The sequence below is a fragment of the Enterobacter sp. SM3 genome, from assembly GCF_009811935.2.
Lineage (GTDB): Bacteria > Pseudomonadota > Gammaproteobacteria > Enterobacterales > Enterobacteriaceae > Enterobacter > Enterobacter asburiae_D.
Window position 1 is genome coordinate 2,944,913 of sequence record NZ_CP099971.1, and the last position, 18,824, is coordinate 2,963,736.

Here is an 18,824-nt window from a genome sequence, read left to right on the forward strand (position 1 = left end):
CAAGCAGCCGCGGTTTAATTGTCAGTCAAAATGTTTCCCAGTTTTCATCTTGTCCGGTCGTCGCGACGCGCGTACGGTTTGCAGCCGATTCAGCGGCTGGCGCGCGATACGTCGCCTGCGGGGTGACCGTGTTTCCAGCGAGTGAAGCGAGACGAAACGCCGAGACGGCCATCTTCAGACGGCTCGCCTGGTCTTCCAGGGCAGCGGCCGCCGCAGCGGACTCCTGCACCAGCGCGGCGTTTTGCTGTGTCACGCGATCCATTTCCGATACCGCCAGGGCAACCTGGTCGATACCACGACTCTGCTCATCAGACGCAGAGGCGATTTCACCCATGATGTCCGTCACGCGGGTGACGGCATTCACGATGTCATTCATGGTCTCCCCGGCGCTTTCCACCAGCACGGAGCCGGTATCCACGCGGGAGACGGAATCTTCAATCAGCGACTTGATCTCTTTTGCCGCGTTGGCGCTGCGGCTGGCCAGGTTGCGCACTTCCCCGGCCACCACGGCAAACCCGCGTCCCTGTTCGCCTGCACGCGCCGCTTCCACGGCGGCGTTCAGCGCCAGAATGTTGGTCTGGAAGGCAATGCCGTCGATGACGCTGATGATGTCGGCGATTTTCTTCGAGCTGTCGGCGATTTCGTGCATGGTTTTCACCACGCCATCCACCACGCGACCGCCGCGCTGCGCCGTTTCGGAGGCGCTTTCTGCCAGCTGAGACGCCTGGCGGGCGTTATCGGCGTTCTGCTTCACGGTTGCGGTGAGCTGCTCCATGCTGGCGGCCGTCTCTTCCAGGGCGGACGCCTGCTGCTCGGTACGGGATGAGAGATCGTTATTCCCCATCGCAATTTCGCTGGTGCCGGTATAAATAGCCTCCGACCCGTTGCGCACGTTGGCGACGGTTTCGATTAACGAACGCTGCATATGGTCAACGCTGTTTGCCAGCTCGGTGATCTCATTACGCCCGGAAACGGTCAGCGTTTTGGTCAAGTCCCCACCGGCAATTTCACGAATGTGGGCAATGACGCGACCGAGAGGGTTCAGCAGGATATGGCGAATGCCGTACCAGACCGCCACCAGCACAATGACCAGCGCCAGCGCCAGCACGGCCATCTGCCATTTCGCAAAACGGTAGTCATTCTGGCTTGCGGTAAAGGCCGAGTGATAGAGATCCCCGCTGGCCTTCGCGTATTCCCCCAGCGCCGCGCCGAGTGCGTTTTGCATCCCCTGCGTTGGCTGCGCGAAATAGGCGTCCATGTTGCCGCTCTCCAGGAACTGAATCAGCTCCGTCAGACCGGTATGGTAGGCGTTGTATTTTTCATCGATGTTCTGGCTCACCTGCTCCATAGCAGGCTGCGGGGCGATCTTCTTGAAGGCGTCGTAGTGTTTAGCGGCGTCAGCGAGGGTGGCACGGGCATTTTTCAACAGATCGGTTTTCGCGCTGCTCTGCTGATTGTTAGGGTCCATCATCATGCGCGCGGACGAGCGGCTCAGGTTGATACGCGTTTGCAGCATCAGATCCCACGTCGACGTGAGCTCACTCTGCTGCAGGCGCAGATCGTTCGAGGCCGCGAAGCTGTCCTGGTTCTGTTTTAATGACGAGAAAAAAAGCCCGCCGGAAATAAGCTGAAGAAGTGCGAAAATGACCAGCACCATCATGAGCATTGTGACAACGCGGATACGGTTCAACATACAACACCTTCTCATAGATTTATTAACGGTGTTATCGGCACTGCCCACAGGAACTTTACATTTGAGAAAGGGAAAAGCGCGGGGTTAAAACGCCACGTCGACAATTAGCGTATCGGTATAGGTTCCGGCGGGCGGTGTGGCCTGATTGGTCAGGACTTTCGCGGTGTAGTTGTAGGTGCGCAGTAAGCCGTCGGTACTGACCTGGGACGACACCGCGCTGGACCAGCGCTCGCTGCCGCTGCTGCCCCAGCGGTTAGTAGTAGCTTCCTTATAGATGTCGTAGCTCATGGTGTTGCTGCCGCTCACCATCCGCCGCACGTTGTTCAGCGCGTTGGCACCGTTATTAATGCCGATGGTATACGAACTTCCTTTGGTACAGGTGACGGCAATCGCCTGTGAGACGGTGGGGAAACTTTGTACCAGCGGCGCGCTGTTGAAGTTCACATCTGGCGTGGTCATGGCGCTGCAGTCGTTGGTGACGGTCATATCTAACAGTATGGTGGTTGTCGCGGTTCCCGTCTGGGGGTTCGTACAAAGGCTTCCCACGCCTAACGCGCAGACGCTGTAGCTGATGCTGAAGGTCAACTGCACCTGATAGGGACCGGCAGTGACGTTTTGTCCGGCGACGGTGCGAAAATAGAGCGGAATGTTGTACTGCTTTGTCCCCAGCAGCCCCAGCAGCGTATTCCCGCTCCAGGTATACGTTTTACTTATCTGTACCTCGCTGCTGCTCGCGCAAGCCGATAATCCGCACAGCCGGGTGGGGATCACGTCCGTAATGGCCGCATTATCCGTACGTTTCATGGTCGCGCGACTGTTGCCCGACACGGATGCCGCGGTGTAGCTCAGGGTCACCGAATCGTTGGTCAGGACGTTGAGCACGGTATCACACGCCACCACCAGCCTGCCGGTGGTTTCCACCTCCCCGGTTCCGCTGAGCGCGAACGAGGTGACGCTGCCAAACGACGCATTAACCGTACTGACGGTACACGCCGCCCAGCCGCCGCCGGAGAAAAGCAGCAGCATCAACAGCAGCAGGCGCGTCATGGCCCCTCCCGACATACCAGCGGACCGTAGGTTTGCAGCTTGTGCTCCGGATTGGCCCCCACGGTCAGAGTAGTCTTGCAGCGTTTTCCGTCAGGTGTAATCACCTCAAGCGGGTTCACATCGCTGAGATTTTCCAGCCAGGCAATGCCGTCATACCCCACCACCGCATTGCTGCGCGAGGCGCGTCGAACCTGGCTTCCCACCGGCAACGACTGCCCGTGCGCGTCATGCAGAATGACGCTTGCCACCCGCTCCTGCTCCATCGGGAAATCGACCAGATAGCCGCTGTGACGGCGGATTGCGATCCGCCGCTCGGTCTCTTTCAGACGGGTATCCGCTGGCAGATTGAGGGTATCAATCCGGTAGCTTGCCGGGTAATACGCCGACACCCCGCTCACCAGCAGGTAGCCGCTGTTATTGGTTTTACCGACGGGCTGATTCTCGTAGCTGACGGGAACGTCCGGGTGGCCGTCGGTACTGATGACCACGAACGCATCGTTGATCTTATTCGCCGCAAACAGCTCGCCGTCCATCAGCACAACGGAACCCATCGCCTCGCCCCACCAGGTCATGGTGTCCCTTTCGCCATAGCCGCCGCCCTGCAGCTCTATGTTGTTATTGCGCCAGCCCAGCGTCCCCTGCTGGTAATCACTGGATCGTGACTGGTTGGCCCAGGCCATGTTCCAGCTGAAGCCGCCGTCGGAAGGCATAGAGTGGTTATAGTTGATGCGCTGGGTGCTGCCTGCATCCGGAGTGTTTTCAAAGGTGACGGCAGCGCTGTCGCGCGCCCCCAGCGGCACCTGCAGGGACAGCGCGACCGTCCAGTCTCCCCGCTGCTGGTCCCGGCTGCCAGCCAGGTAAATGCTGCTCGCCCCCCACAGATTGCGGCTCCAGGAGAGATTCAGCAGCTCCGTTTTTTGGCTGTCAAAACTCTCCACGCCGATCCAGGCCGCACCAACGTTGCCGTACTGTCCCAGATTGAAGGTCAGCGAATACTGGTCCGTATTACGGCTGAAGCTGGCGATGGGTTTATCGTTTTCGTCATACACCGTCGGCTGGTCGTAGAGGGCGAGGTTGCCAAAGCCGCGGTCGCGACGCGTGTGCTGGGTGGCGACGCTAAACGCGCTGGTGCTGTACTGGTAACCCCAGTTGATCTGCCCGCCCGCATCACCGCGCATGCGGCTTTGCGAGTAAGAGGTGTTCACCACGCCAAACTGTCCGAGTTTTATCACCGTCCCCACGCCGCCCAGCGCCAGCTCCTGCGCCCCTTCCGCGTGGCCCTCCAGCGTTAGCCAGTCCGTCATCCCGTAGCGATACGAGCCGCTGCCTGCCGCGGAACCGTAGTCAAAATTCTTGATACCGTAATTTCGCCGCAGGCCGCCCAGCGTCACGGCGCCGTCGCTCAGCCCTTGTTTAAGCAGGTCGCTGGTGACGTAAAACGGTAGCGTGGTGCTCACCTGACGCCCCAGCGCATCCGTCGTGACCAGCACCGCATCCCCGGCGCCGTTGATATAGGGCAGATTAGTCAGGGTGAAGGGGCCCGGCTGAAGCTGGGTTGAGCCGGAACGATAGCCGTTGATAAAAAGATCGACCGAGGTGGGTACCGCGGCTTCCCCCGCGAACTCGGGCAGCGGCCATGTCACCAGGTCAGGGCGCAGGGAGAAATCCCGCCCGACGCTGATTCCACCCATCCGCACGCTGGAGCTCCAGCTCAGGGCATCGCTGATCACATCCCCGACGCTCCAGCTCATCGCGTCATCTTCGTTAGTGAACAGCAGGGTCGTGTCATAGCGAACATACCCTTCCTGCTGGCCGTCGTTACCGCTGAAATTTTCCCGCGCGTAGCCGGTGGAGGAAAAGGAGCCGTTCTCGTTGAAGTAGCGGAACTCATGCCAGATCGACGCCTGACCGCCGATATGCTCCGTGTGGTTGGTGTAGAGATCGTAATTCAGCAGCGCCCCGCGCCCGTAGTGCGGTTTGGCCTGCGCCGTTTGCGCGCTGAAAGGGGTTACCCGGGCCGTCACCCAGTCGCGGGGAACGGTCAGCAGCAGGCGCTGCGCGGCGCTGTCGTACTCCACCCGAACCCGATCAAGCGAGGAGAGATTCACCTCTCCGGTGGGAACATGCGACGGGGGCAGCCCCGCGCGCAGCAAATCGGCGCTGGAGATAAAGAAAGCGCCTTTACGCTGCGTCACGGGCACCACCAGGCCGGTATCGTAGTGGTTGACCACGAGAGAAAGCTGGAAAACCGCTTCATCATTTATCGCCTGCGCCTGGGGAGGCGGCGGTAAACTGTCGTCACCGGGCTCGGCCAGGGTCGCGGAGCTGACGCATAGCAGTATCATCATCGCCGGCTTCAGTTGACGGGCGTCGACTGCCATTGCTCGTCCCTGGCATTAATCTGCGCGCTCATCCGCTCTGGCTGACGAACGCCAGCGGGTATAGGCCAGCTGCGGGTGCTGCCCGGCAGGACGTAACCCAGCAATCCCTCCGCCACCGTGCGTTTCTGACCTCCCTGCTCCAGCGCCACCTGGCTCAGCCTGACGTGGACATCACCCCGATTTTTGACCTCCAGCGCAGGCTTACCCTCAGCCTGCGTCACCCGCCAGCTCAGGTTTTGGGTCTCCGCCAGCGCGTGATGCGCCCCCTCTTTGATGGTCGGGATCCCCTGTCCATACACGAACAGAGGGATGGAGTAACGCATCTGCAATTTCAGGCCGATAGCGGGTTCGGCTTTGGCAACAGGCTGGGGGATTTCATCGACGATAATGCGGTAGGCCTGTTCGACGCCAGCGGGAACTGAAGCCTGTTTGATAAGGCGAATAAGCTGCTTGCTGCCCGTGCCAATCGTGACGATCGGCGGGCTGGCGACCACGTCCTGCTGCGCGGTATAACGCTCGTGTCCGTCCTCCTGCTTCCAGCGCACGATGCGAACCTGCATCGTCGTGGCGCTGTTTCCCTGGTTCTGGATCCACAGTTCCGTGGCGTTGGCGTCCGCAGCGAGCCACGGATCGATCGGCCAGAGCAGGATGGTGGCCGCCGCCTGAACCTGGCCAGCAACCGCCATTCCCAACGCGCCCGCCAGACAAACGGGTCTGAAAAATGGCTTCATCAATACTCTCCCTTTATTACCATGACAGGGTCACGGTGAGCTGATCGGAATAGGTTCCCGCCGGGCTAAACCCGGTCAGTAGCGCCACGCCAAAAAGCGGCAGCGCGATGTTATTGCTGTTGGTATAGGTCACCGGTATCGCCTGGTTGACGCCAATTTCGCTGTTCGCGGCCAGCGAGCTGCTGCTGTAGAGCCGGTACGGCACCAGTTCTGCTCCACCGGACCGCTTCATCCGACGAACGGATGAATAATTCTGCCCGCCATTAATGCTCATGCTCAGCGCCACGCCCGGCGTACAGGCGATGGACAACGCCCCGTTTGGCACAAAGCTGGTGCTAACCGGCGCGCTTTCGACGCCGTTATGGCTGCCAAAATCCAGCGTGCCGAGAAGCCCTCCGCTACCGGTGGCCACCGCGCATCCCGGTACAATCGTCGCGCTGACCTTAAAGGACTGTGAGGTCACCGCATTCGCCGTGGGCATCATGAGCAATCCCACGATCAGCGCGAAAAAAGGCTGCACGCGTCCCTCTGCGTGTTTGCGCAGACCTGTAAGAGTTGCCTTCATGGCGGTTCGGGACTAGTAGGTGACGCTGACGTTAATCGTGTCGGTGTAGGTTCCCGGGACGACCGTCACGCTGTTACCACCGCCGGTAATACGCCCGTAGAGGGTGTAACTATCCACGCCTCCGGTCGTAGAGGCGATCGGCAACGCGGCGTTATTGGCAATCACGGTGTTAAACCCGCTGTCGCTGTACAGGCTGTAAGCCACGCCCTGTGCCGCGTTGGCCGTATTAACCAGATAGCGTTCAGGCGTACCCGGCGAACCGACAACGGAGCCGGGCGCGGTAGAGTGGGTATTACCGGTGATCGCGACCGTATAGCTTGCGGTCGTACATTGAATGGTGAAGGTGTTTCCGCCGCTGGCACCGCTCAGCTGCGTCGTAAGCGTGGAAAAGGTTGCCGGATGGGTACCGAAATCGAGCGTACCGAAGTTAATGCCGCTTTGCGCGGGCGATCCGTTTATCAGACAGCCGTTTGTCAGCGTCAGCGTCGCCCCAATGGTGCCGCTGCTGGTGACGGCCAGCGCCTGATGGGCCGTTGTTGCAGTCAGTAAGGTGCCTGCGCAGATCAAAAGAAGTTTTCTTTTCATTTACCACCCTCCAGAAGACGTCTCCGTTCCCTTGCCACATTTTATTTTTGTCGTTCAAGATGTTAGCCCCGCTTAAGGTTCCTCTGAGGGGGTTAATGTGAATTTAGTTTACGGATATCGCTTCGACCACCCGCCCCTCCACGCATAAGCCATATGTCTTATTGACTTAATTTTCATATTAATAACAGAGGGTTAAATACATTTAATCCGCGATTTTATTTTTTCCACAGAGAATATATCCACTAATGTGTGACACAGATCACAATATATCATCAGATCAATAACAACAAAATTAATAAAACTTAAAAAGGAGTTGTATCCCCCTACACTTTGCGTCAATTTATGTGCCGAATAATTTCCCGCATCGTAATAAAAAATTTATATGTATCGATGCGGGCTACATCTGAAGCGCATAGAGGGTCTTTTTTCGTGGCAAGTGCAAACAAACTCACACTCTTCATCGTGATATTCATGTTGGCGGGTATTCTTTCAGGGGCAGCAATTCATGAATATGCATCTGCGGATGCCATCACCGCCTGGTCGGATAATATTACCCTTCTGACCGATATTTTCCTCCGTCTGATCAAAATGGTCATTGCCCCCCTGGTGTTCAGTACGCTCACCGTCGGCATTATGAAGCTGGGCGAAACCTCTACCATTGGCCGCGTGGGCGGCAAAGCGATGGTGTGGTTTATCAGCTCATCCGTGCTCTCTATTCTGGTTGGCCTGTTTATCGTCACGCTGGAGCATCCGGGAAGCGGGCTGAACCTGACCGTCCCGACCGAGGCGGTGGATACCGGTCTGGCCGTTGGCGGCATGACGCTGAAAGCGTTCCTGTCACACACCATTCCGACCAGTATCGCGGGGGCGATGTCGAACAATGAGATCCTGCAGATTGTGGTGTTCTCGATGTTCTTCGGCATCGGCGGCGCGTCGCTGGGGCAGAAATTCAATGCCCCACTGGTGGCTGCGCTGGACGTGGTTTCCCATATCATGCTGAAGGTCACGGGTTATGTGATGTACGTGGCTCCGCTGGCCATTTTTGCGGCAATTTCATCCGTCATTGCCACGCAGGGTCTGGGCATTCTACTGAACTACGCCTCCTTTATTGGCGGCTACTATGTTGCCATTCTTCTCACCTGCATGGTGCTGCTGGCCGTGGGCTATATGGTGCTGAAAAAAGAGGTGTTTCGCCTGGTCAGCATGCTGAAAGATCCGGTCCTGGTGGCGTTTACCACCAGCAGCTCTGAAGCCGCCTACCCTAAAACGCTGGAGCAGCTGGAGCGTTTTGGCTGCTCGCGCAACATCGCCTCTTTCGTTCTGCCGATCGGCTACTCCTTCAACCTGGTGGGTTCGATGGTGTACTGCTCTTTCGCCTCGATGTTTATCGCTCAGGCGTACAACATTCACCTGAGCTTCTCGGAAGTGACGGTTCTGATGCTGACCCTGATGCTGGCCTCCAAAGGGATTGCGGGCGTACCGCGTTCATCCCTGGTGGTGCTGGCAGCGACGATCCCAAGCTTTAACATTCCGGTGGCGGGTATTCTGCTGCTGATGGGGATCGACCACTTCCTGGATATGGGCCGTTCCGCAATTAACGTCCTGGGGAATGGTATTGCGACCGCGATGCTGTCGCAGAATGAAGGTGCGCGGGAAGCGGAAGCTGAGCTGGTAGAGCAGGAAGTTTAAGGATGTAAAAAAGCCGGGTGGCGGCTTCGCCTTACCCGGCCTACAAATGGCTCGAACACGTAGGCCGGGTAAGCGTCAGCGCCACCCGGCTTTGTTTTATGCTACATGACTCGCGGCGATATCCAGCAGCGCCATCTCATCGCTGTTCAGCAGCTTCTCAATGTTCACCAGAATCAGCATACGCTCGCCGAGCGCGCCCAGACCGGTCAGGTATTCGGTCGACAGCGTGACCGCAAACTCCGGCGCCGGACGAATTTGGTCAGAGGTCAGAGAAAGCACATCAGATACGCCGTCCACCACGATGCCGACCACGCGCTGCCCCAGGTTGAGGACGATCACCACGGTGTTGTCGTTGTAGTCAACGTCGCCCTGGCTGAACTTCACGCGCAGGTCCACGATTGGCACAATAACGCCACGCAGGTTGGTGACACCTTTAATAAAAGCAGGCGTGTTAGCGATGCGGGTAACCTGGTCGTAACCACGGATCTCCTGCACTTTCAGGATATCGATGCCGTACTCCTCATCGCCCAAAGTGAATACCAGGAATTCCTGCCCTGATGGCTCGCCCGCCAGCTTCGTTACATTACTCATACCGGTCATGTTATTACCTTCTACTTAATCAGGCGGCTGTGTACGCCACACGTTGTTCACGATTTAATCCCTGAAGCGCCGACACGTCGACGATCAGCGCCACGCTACCATCACCCAGAATGGTGGCGGCAGAAATACCCGGCACTTTGCGGTAGTTGCTTTCGAGGTTCTTCACCACCACCTGGTGCTGACCAATCAGCTGATCGACCAGCAGCGCGTAGCGTCGGCCCGCGCTTTGCAGGATCACAACGATACCCTGCGTGGCCTCTGTCTTCGCCCCGTCCACTTCGAACACTTTCCACAGTTCCACCAGCGGCAGGTACTCACCGCGCACTTCGAGGACGCGCTCGCCGCCCGCCAGCGGATGCAGATCTTCTTCACGCGGCTGCAGGGATTCCATCACGGCGTTCAGCGGCAGGATAAAGACTTCGTCCGCCACTTTGACTGACATGCCGTCGAGGATCGCCAGCGTCAGCGGCAGCAGAATGCGAATGGTGGTGCCGGAACCCTGTTTAGACTGGATCTCAACGTGGCCGCCCATCTCCTGGATGTTACGTTTCACCACGTCCATGCCTACGCCGCGTCCGGACACGTCGGTCACCTGCTCTGCGGTAGAGAAGCCCGGCGCGAAGATCAGCATGCCCACTTCTTCGTCGGTCATGTTTTCATTGACCGCCATCCCCTGCGAAATCGCTTTTGCCAGGATGCGCTCGCGGTTCAGACCGGCGCCGTCATCGGTCACTTCGATACAAATGTTCCCGCCCTGGTGTTCCGCAGAGAGAATCAGGTTGCCGACCGGCGATTTCCCGGCGGCAATGCGGTTTTCCGGCAGTTCGATACCGTGGTCGAGGCTGTTACGCACCAGGTGCGTTAACGGGTCAATGATGCGCTCGATCAGGCTCTTATCCAGTTCGGTTGAGCTGCCCATCAGGGTCAGTTCAATCTGCTTGTTCAGCTTGCTGGCGAGATCGCGGACCAGACGCGGGAAGCGGCTGAAGACATATTCCATCGGCATCATACGGATGGACATCACCGATTCCTGCAGGTCGCGGGCGTTACGCTGCAGCTGGCCCATGCTGGTAATCAGATCGCCGTGCGTGACCGGGTCCAGTTCGTTAGAACGTTGTGCCAGCATCGACTGGGTGATCACCAGTTCCCCCACCAGGTTAATCAGCTGGTCAACCTTCTCAACCGCAACGCGGATGCTGGTTGACTCGCTGGAGCGCGCGGCAGGCTTTTCGCCACGGCCAGGCGCAGCGGCCTCTTTTGGCACCGCCTTCAGCGCCGGGGCCGCAGGCGTCACAGCCGGTGCGGCGGCCTGAGCGACAACGGCCACCTCTTCCACTGCCGCAGGGGCGTCAACCGCAGCCTCTTCGGTTTCGAAGGCGATCTGGTCAGCTTCAATCACAAAGCACAGCACCGCGACGATATCGTCCTGGCCAATACCGTCATCAAGCGTCGCGGCCAGGCTGTCTTTGCCTTTTACCACGTTGCTTAATTTCGCCAGGTTACCCAGCTCTTCTTCCAGCAGGTTAACTTCACTCTCTTTCAGTCGTGACAGCACAACGCGCAGTTTGCCCGCCTGTGCAGCGGCTGGCGCGGCATCGTCGGCCGCAACCGCATCGACAACGCTCAGCTTTGCGGCCGGAACAACCGCGGCGGCAACCTCACCTTTTGCTTCCAGCGCGAGCTGGCGCAGCGCATTGCAGATGTATTCAAAGCTGGCGGCATCAGGCTCTGCCGAACTTTTATAGGCGTCGAGCTGTTCCTGCATAATATCTTTGGTTTCCAAAAACAGGTTGATAATGTCGGTATTGAGCTGCATCTCACCGCGTCGTGCTTCATCAAGCAGGTTTTCCATTAAATGGGTCGTTTCCTGCAGGATGGTAAATCCAAACGTTCCGGCTCCGCCTTTAATAGAGTGCGCCGCACGGAAGATGGCATTGAGCTGCTCGGAGTCCGGTGCTTCGGGCACCAAATCGAGCAAGTGTTGCTCCATATCGGCCAACAATTCGTCGGCTTCATCAAAGAATGTCTGGTAAAAATCGCTAATATCCATGCTCACGCTATCACCTCGGATTGGCTGGTGGCGATGTTGGAACGGCAGCCGAAGGAACGGCCCCAGGCTGTTTTAAATCGTCCAGTGACTCATTCTGACTTTCGGCGTTTTCATGCAGGATGGCCTGCTCCGCCTGCTGGTTCAGCACTAAAAGACTGATACGACGGTTGATGGCATCATCCGGCCCGCGGTCGGAAACGCGCATGGTTGCGGCCATGCCGACTACGCGCAGTACCTTGCCATCATCAAGCCCACCTACCACCAGCTCGCGACGCGAGGCGTTGGCACGATCGGCAGAAAGCTCCCAGTTGCTGTATCCCTTCTCCCCACTGGCGTACGGGAAATCATCCGTGTGTCCTGACAGGCTGATTCGGTTAGGAATGCCGTTCAGCACCGGTGCAATGGCACGCAAAATGTCGCGCATGTACGGTTCGACTTCCGCACTCCCGGTTTTAAACATGGGGCGGTTCTGGCTGTCGATAATCTGAATACGCAGCCCTTCCTGCACCAGGTCGATCTTCAGATGCGGGCGCAGCGCGCGAAGCTTCGGATCCGCCTCAATCAGCTGATCGAGATCGCCACGCAGTTTCTTCAGACGCGCCTGCTCCATCTTTCTTTTCAGCTCGTCGATGTTTGGCTCTTTTTTCACTTCACCCTTCTGCTGGGTGTAATCATCGCCGCCGCCCGGGATCGGGCTTTCGCTGTTAGAGATACGCGGCCCACCGGCCACCGCCGTTGCCAGCGGCGTTCGGAAATATTCGGCAATCTGGATCAGTTCTTTTGGGCTGGAGATGGAGATCAGCCACATCACCAGAAAGAACGCCATCATTGCGGTCATAAAGTCGGCGTACGCAATTTTCCACGAGCCGTGTGCGCCATGCCCGCCGCCCTTGTGCTTGCGTTTTTTTACGATGACGATCGGATGGGACTGGTTTTTCATGCGTCCTCAGTTGTCGTCTGTTGGTTTGGGTTTTTCACCGCACGCACGTGTTCTTCAAGCTCGATAAACGACGGACGCTCGCTGGAGTAAAGCGTTTTACGGCCAAACTCAACCGCGATCGGTGGCGCATAACCGTTGAGGTTAGAGAGCAGCGTGATCTTCACGCACTGCATCATTTTGGTGGTTTCCGCGCTCTTCTGGCGCAGAACGCTTGCCAGCGGAGAGATGAAGCCGTACGCCAGCAAAATACCGAGGAAAGTCCCCACCATCGCGTGGGCAATCAGCGCGCCGAGCTCGGCTGCCGGACGGTCTGCCGAGGCCAGGGCGTGAACCACCCCCATTACCGCCGCAACGATACCGAAAGCCGGAAGCGAGTCGCCGACCAGCGCCAGGCTGTTGGCCGGCACTTCAGATTCGCTTTCGTGGGTTTCGATCTCTTCGTCCATCAGCGCTTCGATTTCGAAGGTATTCATGTTGCCGCTGATGATCAGTCGCAGATAGTCGACGATGAAATCCAGCATCATGGCGTCAGCAAGAATTCGCGGATAGCTGGCAAAAATTTCGCTCTCTTTCGGGTTTTCAATATCCCGTTCAAGCGAGAACATGCCCTGCTGACGCGACTTCGCCATCAGGCGATAGAGCAGTGCCAGCAGATCCATATACATACTTTTGGTGTATTTCGAGCGACGGAACAGCAACGGAATCGCTTTCAGCGTGCCCTTGATCGATTTACCGTTGTTGCCAACGATAAAAGCCCCTACCCCTGCACCGCCGATGATAATAAGTTCAGCCGGTTGATAGAGTGCTCCAAGGTGCCCGCCGGTCATCATGTAACCGCCGAAAACTGTACCGAGAACTACCAGGTAACCTAATAAGATAAGCACGACATCATCCTTCCGCTAGTGACTATGGCAAGGACGTCCAGCTCGCAGCGTTTACCGTTTGCGGGGTAAAAAAAAGCAGCGGTAATTGCTTACCGCTGCTGGAATCTTTCCCACACGTTCGGGTTAAACAGCTTGTTCGATCTGTTCATCCAGCAGTTGTGGAATAATATCGGCAGCATCCCGGGAAAGTTTACGTCTTTTTACTGCGCGGGATGGAGGCTGACATAAACTACAGGCGAAGCTGCCTGCAGGCTGATGAGCATGGGTAATAAAATTGCCGTCGCAGCAGTTGCAGCGCGACAGTTCAAGCATTCCGCTCTCAACAAAACGCACCAGCGTCCATGCGCGGGTCAGCGCCAGCAGAGGACCTTCTTCCTGCTGTGGGCATTGTTCAAGGTAAAGTTTGTACGCTTTGATCACGGCGTCAACGCCGCTACACAAACCGGTTTTGAGAAGATACTGCCAGGCATTACAGAACATGGAAGCGTGAATATTCTGCTCCCACGTCATAAACCAGTCGGTAGAAAACGGCAGCATGCCTTTCGGCGGGGGACTACCACGTAACTCTTTGTACAGTTTGATGAGACGGCCACGGCTCAACTGAGTCTCGCTTTCCAGCATTTGTAAACGAGCACCCAGTGTAATCAGCTCCATGGCCAACTGTATGTCACGCGCTTCCTGAACAATGCTTTTCTCGCTCATTGCTAGGCCCTTTTCTTACGGGCTGCGTCATCAGGCTGGCTGATTTCGTTAAGCAAGCGAGTGGAGAGAAGAATACCGGTATGGATCTGTTGAAGATCGTCCACACGGGAATCCTGCGTCAGACGCGTTATTGTCTGCGAATCATCGAAACGGAACTGGCAAACCAGTTGATTCGTTTCAGCCAGTTTAACCATCTGCGGGAGGGTTAAACCGCCCAGCATGGTTGCCATCTCTTCGTTAATACCCAGACGAAACATCGCGGACGCCTTGTCCTGACTAATCAAACGCTGCGCGAGCAGTAAATACGACAAATTGATGTCATAGATATGTTTTAGCAACTCGGATGTATGCATTGTTCCCATCCCGAATAACCAACTATTATTTTTATGCGGAAAGACCGCACCCCGTGATGTCGCCGGGAAATCACCCGGTATAAAAAAGAAAAGGCTAAATGCATAGTTGAATTTAGGTTTGTATTCACTGAAACCGTAAGAGAGAAACCGCGAATGCGTCTCTTACAAGATTTATCATTTCTTACAAATAACTAAGATTTTTCCTAATTCGACGCAAACTCTACTCGTCAGTTTTGCCACATACAATCCAGCCACCCTCAAATTTAAAAAAAATGTGATCCACGTCACACAATTTAAGTGAATATGACCCATAAATCCATCAGTATGACTTGTAATTTGTTCATTTTTTAACCAATCAGTACTGTTTTGTATTCTTAATTGACGAATACTCATGCACACGGGTGATCCGAACTGGCATGTATCGTGCTTTTACCGTCGTAAGCACCCCGCGGAAACATTTACAACAATCCCCTCTTCGGGAAACATTTTTCTTACCGTGAAAAAACATATAGTTATGCAGGTAGCACAAAAAAGATGTTTCAGGACGTGATCATTCGAAATGATTTTGTAACGCGTCAAAACGATTTAACAGTGAAAGCGTGAATTTGTGTGATTTACGTTAAGTTGTTAATTTTTTTCATTTAGGCGCATTTTTCAGTTATTCTTCTTATAAGAATAATTAATGAATAATTATGATAAGCTTCACACTAATGTCGTAATCTGCTCTTGCAGAACCTGGGAAATCGCGGTAAAGGTGATCATACGCTGTCTTTCAGACACCTAAGGAGTGCGCCATGAGTTACTCCCATCTTCTTGTTTCTGTTGCAGTTTCCCCCGAAAGTCATCAGCTCGTCGCCCGGGCAGTTTCCATTGCCAGACCCCACAATGCCCGCATCAGCCTCATCACGCTCGCCGCGGAGCCAGAGATGTATAATCAGCTGGCTGCCCCCATGCTGGAGGATATTCGAGAGGTCCTTCAGGAAGAAACGCAGCAATTTCTGCGTGAACTGGTGGAAAAGGCACAATATCCGGTTTATGAGACAATTATTGCGACCGGGGAGCTTAACGCCCATATTCTCGACATGTGTCGTAAACAGGATATTGATTTAGTTATTTGCGGGAATCATAACCACAGCTTTATATCGCGGGCAGCCTGCGCGGCGAAATCCATTGTCGCGTCGAGCCAGGTCGATGTGCTGTTAGTGCCGCTTGGGGGGAATTAACCCCCCAGCGGAAAATCAGGCGAGTTTAGGGAAGGTCGCGATCTTTTTTTGCAGATCGCCTTCATGACTTTGCGGGGCGATATCCCGGAGATCCTGAATAAAACGTGCCTGCCAGTGGTTAATGTCGTTCTTACGGATCGTCTCCATCATGTCAGCATGGCGGGAAAGACGTTCCGTGAGCGGCATTGTCAGGGCGCGATTCAGCGCGTTCGCCACGTCGTCCCTGTCATAAGGGTTAACGATAAGCGCCGACGTGAGCTCATTTGCGGCGCCGGCAAACTGGGAGAGCACCAGAACACCCGGGTCGGCAGGATCCTGGGCCGCCACATACTCTTTCGCCACCAGGTTCATCCCGTCGCGCAGCGGCGTGACCAGGCCAACGTCCGCATAGCGGAAGACCTTCATCAGGATCTTACGGTCAAAGTGCTGGTTCAGGTAAAACAGCGGCGTCCAGCCCAACTGCCCGTAGCGGCCATTAATGCGCCCTGCTTCCGTCTCCAGCTGGTGGCGAATGTCCTGATAAGCCTGAACCTCACCGCGCGACGTCGGCGCGATCTGGGTATAGCGGATTTTACCGTGATGCTGCGGATATTTATCCAGCAGCGTTTCATAAGCCAGGAAGCGTTCCGGCAGCCCTTTGGAATAATCAAGACGCTCAACCGAGAAGATATTTTTCACGTGTTTGAGTTCATTCTTAAGCTGCGCCAGCTTCGGCGGCAGCGGGCCGGAAGCCTGCTCCGCGATTTCATCAGGTTCAATCCCTATTGGATACACTTCGGTGTGGAAGGTTTTCCCCCACGCCGTATGGGTTTTACCGCCTTTGGTCACCAGCCGCGCTTTACCTGACACGGAGTCCAGGAACGCGAGTCGGTCATTTTCGGTCTGGAAGCCCAGCAAATCGTAATCACACAGCGCCTCCAGCAATTCTTCATGCGGCGGCAGCGCGGTAAAAATTTCCGGCGTCGGGAACGGGATGTGCAGGAAGAAGCCAATGCGATTATTCACCCCTCTTTTTCGCAGCTCGCGCGCGAAGGGCAACAGGTGATAATCGTGGATCCATAAAATATCGTCTTCTTCTATTAATGGCAGCAGTTTATCCGCCAGCAGCGCGTTCACGCGCGAATAGCCTTCGAAGGATTCACGCTGGAATTTGACCAGGTCAAGACGATAGTGAAACGCGGGCCACAGGACGGCATTCGAGAACTGCGAGTAATACTCGTCGTAGTCTTTCTCTTTCAATGCAAATGAAGCCCACGTAATGTTTCCGCGCGTCACCTTTTTGAGCGGTTTCTCCTCTTCACTGATTTCCCCACTCCAGCCAAACCACAGCCCGCCAGCGGCTTTTAAGGCACCTAACACCCCTACCGCCAGGCCACCCGCACTGGCTTTTTTATCATCAGGCGGTGCGATTCGGTTAGAGACGACGACTAAGCGACCCATAATGGTTTCCCCCTTTGCTTTGCGCTATTTGTTGTTGTTGCTGGTTAGCGATGTCAGATATCCACTGCCAGACGCTGGCGACATCCGCCAGGCGCCATTCGGCAACGGTGTCACCAGGCCCCACCTTGACGGCGATCCCTCCGGCCTGATTCACCACGCGAAACCCGGCCTCGTCGGTCAGGTCATCGCCAAAAAATACGGGTGTACGTCCCTTAAATGGCGGTTCCGCCATAAACGCCGCAATAGCAGCACCTTTATTAATCCCTTCCGGTTTTATCTCAACGACGCACTTCCCCGGCTGCAGCGCGAGCTGCGGGTGTGCATCAGCCACGCTGCGGGCAATCGCAAAGATTGCCGCCTCGTGATGCGGTGCCTGGCGATAGTGCAAGGCGAAAGCCATGCCCTTCGCTTCCAGTTCAGTGCCCGGAAGCGACGCCAGCGCCGAGGAGAGTTGAGTGTGTAACGCCTTAATTAAAGTCTCAGGAAGTGATACAACGTGCAGTTGATCATGGATATCGCGGCGCTCCGCTCCGTGTACACCGGCTAGCGGAAAGTGGTAAGGACTGGCGAGCACGTCCAGCTCGGCCATTGAGCGCCCTGAAATCAATGCCAATGCGCCCTCGTTCAGTCTGGAGAGCTGCTGCAAATTCTCTAGCACCGTATCCGGTACGACCACGTCGTCAGGATGCGGCTGGATCCCGGCGAGTGTCCCGTCGAGGTCAAAAAAGAAAGCATATTTTCCGGGCAGTACAGGCGGTGCGGTTAACATGTCAGCCACCCTAATCCTCCTTACGGTTTACGAGAGGTAAACGCCTTTACCTCTTTCATAGCCATGTAAGTATAGACAGTGTGACGGGGCTCGCCATTTGACAACCGCCCCGCCAGCAAAACTGGCGGGGCGGTTCAGGGGTCAACTAAGGTTATTAGTTGTGCAATAAAAATACAGCGCTGGAGTTACAGGGTACGCTTCGCTTTTTGCTTGTAACGGTCGAAAATCACGGCTGCCAGCAGGATCAGACCACGCACGACGTACTGCGAGAACGGTGAAATATTAAGCAGGTTCATGGCGTTCTCTACGGTGCCTAAAATCAGGATACCGGCCACCACATATGAGATTTTTCCGATGCCGCCCTTGAGGGAAACGCCCCCTAACACGCAGGCCGAAATGACGATCAGCTCGTAACCGATAGAGGTCATCGGCTGGCCGCTGGTCATACGCGAGGCCAGGATAATCCCCGCGGCGGCAGAAACCAGTCCTGAGAGCACAAAGATAATAATCTTGGTTCGCACCACCGGCACCCCGGCCAGACGAGCGGCCTCTTCGTTACCGCCAATCGCCAGCGTATTGCGGCCAAAGGTGGTCCGATTGAGCAGGAAGCCGAACAGGATCAGGCAGGCCACGGTCAGCCAGATTGGCGCGGGCAGCCCCAGCCAGTTGGCGTAACCCAGCGTAAAGAAGCGCTCGTCTTCAATCCCCACCGCTTTACCGTCGGAGATGATATAGGCCAGCCCGCGGACAATTTGCATCGTCGCAAGCGTTGTGATCAGGGCGTTGATCTTCAGGCGGGCGATGACAAATCCGTTCACCAGACCGCTGATGACGCCGAGCAGCAGACCGGCCAGAACGCCAATCCACAGGCTCTCCGTCATGTTGATCACCACTGCCGTCGTGACGCCCGCACAGGCAATCACCGACGCCACCGACAGGTCAAAATCGCCGGAAGCCAGGCAGAACAGCATCCCGCAGGCCACCATCCCGGACATGGAAATGGCCAGCCCCAGCCCCTTCATATTAATGAAGGTGGCAAAATTAGGGACAAAGATCGCGCAGGCAAGGAACAGTGCGGCAAAGACCACCAGCATGCCGTACTGATCCCAGATACGTCCAAAACTCAGCGCCGACTTCGACTTCGGCACTCCGGATGTAGTAACAGAGGACAT

At 56.1% G+C, this 18,824-nt stretch carries 17 protein-coding genes; 2 read left to right on the top strand and 15 right to left on the bottom strand.

Annotated elements, in window-relative coordinates; translation table 11 throughout:
- Positions 1 to 25: 25 nt before the first annotated feature.
- The 6 genes from tar to GVO84_RS13885 all read right to left on the bottom strand — a co-directional run bounded on the left by tar (position 26) and on the right by GVO84_RS13885 (position 7,002).
- Positions 26 to 1,693, bottom strand: a complete 1,668-nt coding sequence (tar, locus tag GVO84_RS13860; protein WP_159514440.1) for a methyl-accepting chemotaxis protein II — start codon at positions 1,691 to 1,693, stop codon at positions 26 to 28.
- Between the two features lie 84 nt (positions 1,694 to 1,777).
- On the bottom strand, positions 1,778 to 2,740 hold the full coding sequence (locus GVO84_RS13865) for a Csu type fimbrial protein (RefSeq protein ID WP_159514441.1): 963 nt from the start codon (positions 2,738 to 2,740) through the stop codon (positions 1,778 to 1,780).
- Positions 2,737 to 5,121, bottom strand: coding sequence for a fimbria/pilus outer membrane usher protein (locus tag GVO84_RS13870; RefSeq protein ID WP_159514442.1), 2,385 nt, complete (start codon positions 5,119 to 5,121; stop codon positions 2,737 to 2,739). The genes GVO84_RS13865 and GVO84_RS13870 overlap by 4 nt, the downstream gene beginning before the upstream one ends.
- On the bottom strand, positions 5,097 to 5,852 hold the full coding sequence (locus tag GVO84_RS13875) for a fimbrial biogenesis chaperone (RefSeq protein WP_159514443.1): 756 nt from the start codon (positions 5,850 to 5,852) through the stop codon (positions 5,097 to 5,099). Before GVO84_RS13875 ends, GVO84_RS13870 begins: the two co-directional genes overlap by 25 nt.
- A gap of 16 nt (positions 5,853 to 5,868) precedes the next feature.
- Positions 5,869 to 6,336: a Csu type fimbrial protein gene (locus tag GVO84_RS13880; RefSeq protein ID WP_423257813.1), complete on the bottom strand. Its 468-nt coding sequence runs from the start codon at positions 6,334 to 6,336 to the stop codon at positions 5,869 to 5,871.
- A 93-nt stretch (positions 6,337 to 6,429) separates the two neighbouring features.
- Entirely contained in the window at positions 6,430 to 7,002 is a 573-nt protein-coding gene (locus GVO84_RS13885; protein ID WP_121424229.1) for a Csu type fimbrial protein, read from the bottom strand.
- Positions 7,003 to 7,431: 429 nt separating this feature from the next.
- Between GVO84_RS13885 and GVO84_RS13890 the strand changes: the two genes are divergently transcribed.
- On the top strand, positions 7,432 to 8,691 hold the full coding sequence (locus GVO84_RS13890) for a dicarboxylate/amino acid:cation symporter (protein WP_159514444.1): 1,260 nt from the start codon (positions 7,432 to 7,434) through the stop codon (positions 8,689 to 8,691).
- A 96-nt stretch (positions 8,692 to 8,787) separates the two neighbouring features.
- On the opposite strand, the gene cheW is transcribed toward GVO84_RS13890, so the two are convergent.
- The 6 genes from cheW to flhD form a co-directional block, all read right to left on the bottom strand.
- On the bottom strand, positions 8,788 to 9,291 hold the full coding sequence (gene cheW, locus GVO84_RS13895; RefSeq protein WP_008500420.1) for a chemotaxis protein CheW: 504 nt from the start codon (positions 9,289 to 9,291) through the stop codon (positions 8,788 to 8,790).
- Between the two features lie 19 nt (positions 9,292 to 9,310).
- Positions 9,311 to 11,347 carry a chemotaxis protein CheA gene (cheA, locus tag GVO84_RS13900; RefSeq protein WP_159514445.1) on the bottom strand — a complete coding sequence of 679 codons (2,037 nt, stop codon included), beginning with the start codon at positions 11,345 to 11,347 and terminating at the stop codon, positions 9,311 to 9,313.
- Positions 11,348 to 11,351: 4 nt separating this feature from the next.
- Positions 11,352 to 12,281 (bottom strand): flagellar motor protein MotB, encoded by a 930-nt coding sequence (gene motB, locus GVO84_RS13905; protein ID WP_032658606.1) that lies wholly within the window; start codon positions 12,279 to 12,281, stop codon positions 11,352 to 11,354.
- The gene (gene motA / locus GVO84_RS13910) at positions 12,278 to 13,165 is read right to left on the bottom strand and encodes a flagellar motor stator protein MotA (protein WP_008500417.1); all 888 of its coding nucleotides are present in this window, start codon (positions 13,163 to 13,165) and stop codon (positions 12,278 to 12,280) included. The genes motB and motA overlap by 4 nt, the downstream gene beginning before the upstream one ends.
- Before the next feature lie 123 nt (positions 13,166 to 13,288).
- A complete protein-coding gene (gene flhC, locus GVO84_RS13915; RefSeq protein ID WP_013096051.1) occupies positions 13,289 to 13,867 on the bottom strand; it encodes a flagellar transcriptional regulator FlhC in 579 nt (192 codons plus the stop codon).
- 2 nt (positions 13,868 to 13,869) lie between these two features.
- Positions 13,870 to 14,220, bottom strand: coding sequence for a flagellar transcriptional regulator FlhD (gene flhD / locus GVO84_RS13920; RefSeq protein WP_023336137.1), 351 nt, complete (start codon positions 14,218 to 14,220; stop codon positions 13,870 to 13,872).
- A 794-nt stretch (positions 14,221 to 15,014) separates the two neighbouring features.
- On the opposite strand from flhD, the gene uspC reads away from it, so the two are divergent.
- Positions 15,015 to 15,443 carry a universal stress protein UspC gene (gene uspC, locus GVO84_RS13925; protein ID WP_159514446.1) on the top strand — a complete coding sequence of 143 codons (429 nt, stop codon included), beginning with the start codon at positions 15,015 to 15,017 and terminating at the stop codon, positions 15,441 to 15,443.
- A 15-nt stretch (positions 15,444 to 15,458) separates the two neighbouring features.
- On the opposite strand, the gene otsA is transcribed toward uspC, so the two are convergent.
- The 3 genes from otsA to araH form a co-directional block, all read right to left on the bottom strand.
- Positions 15,459 to 16,883, bottom strand: a complete 1,425-nt coding sequence (otsA, locus tag GVO84_RS13930) for an alpha,alpha-trehalose-phosphate synthase (protein WP_121424238.1) — start codon at positions 16,881 to 16,883, stop codon at positions 15,459 to 15,461.
- A complete protein-coding gene (gene otsB, locus GVO84_RS13935) occupies positions 16,858 to 17,661 on the bottom strand; it encodes a trehalose-phosphatase (RefSeq protein ID WP_159514447.1) in 804 nt (267 codons plus the stop codon). The genes otsA and otsB overlap by 26 nt, the downstream gene beginning before the upstream one ends.
- 176 nt (positions 17,662 to 17,837) lie before the next feature.
- Positions 17,838 to 18,824, bottom strand: coding sequence for an L-arabinose ABC transporter permease AraH (gene araH / locus GVO84_RS13940; protein WP_121424242.1), 987 nt, complete (start codon positions 18,822 to 18,824; stop codon positions 17,838 to 17,840).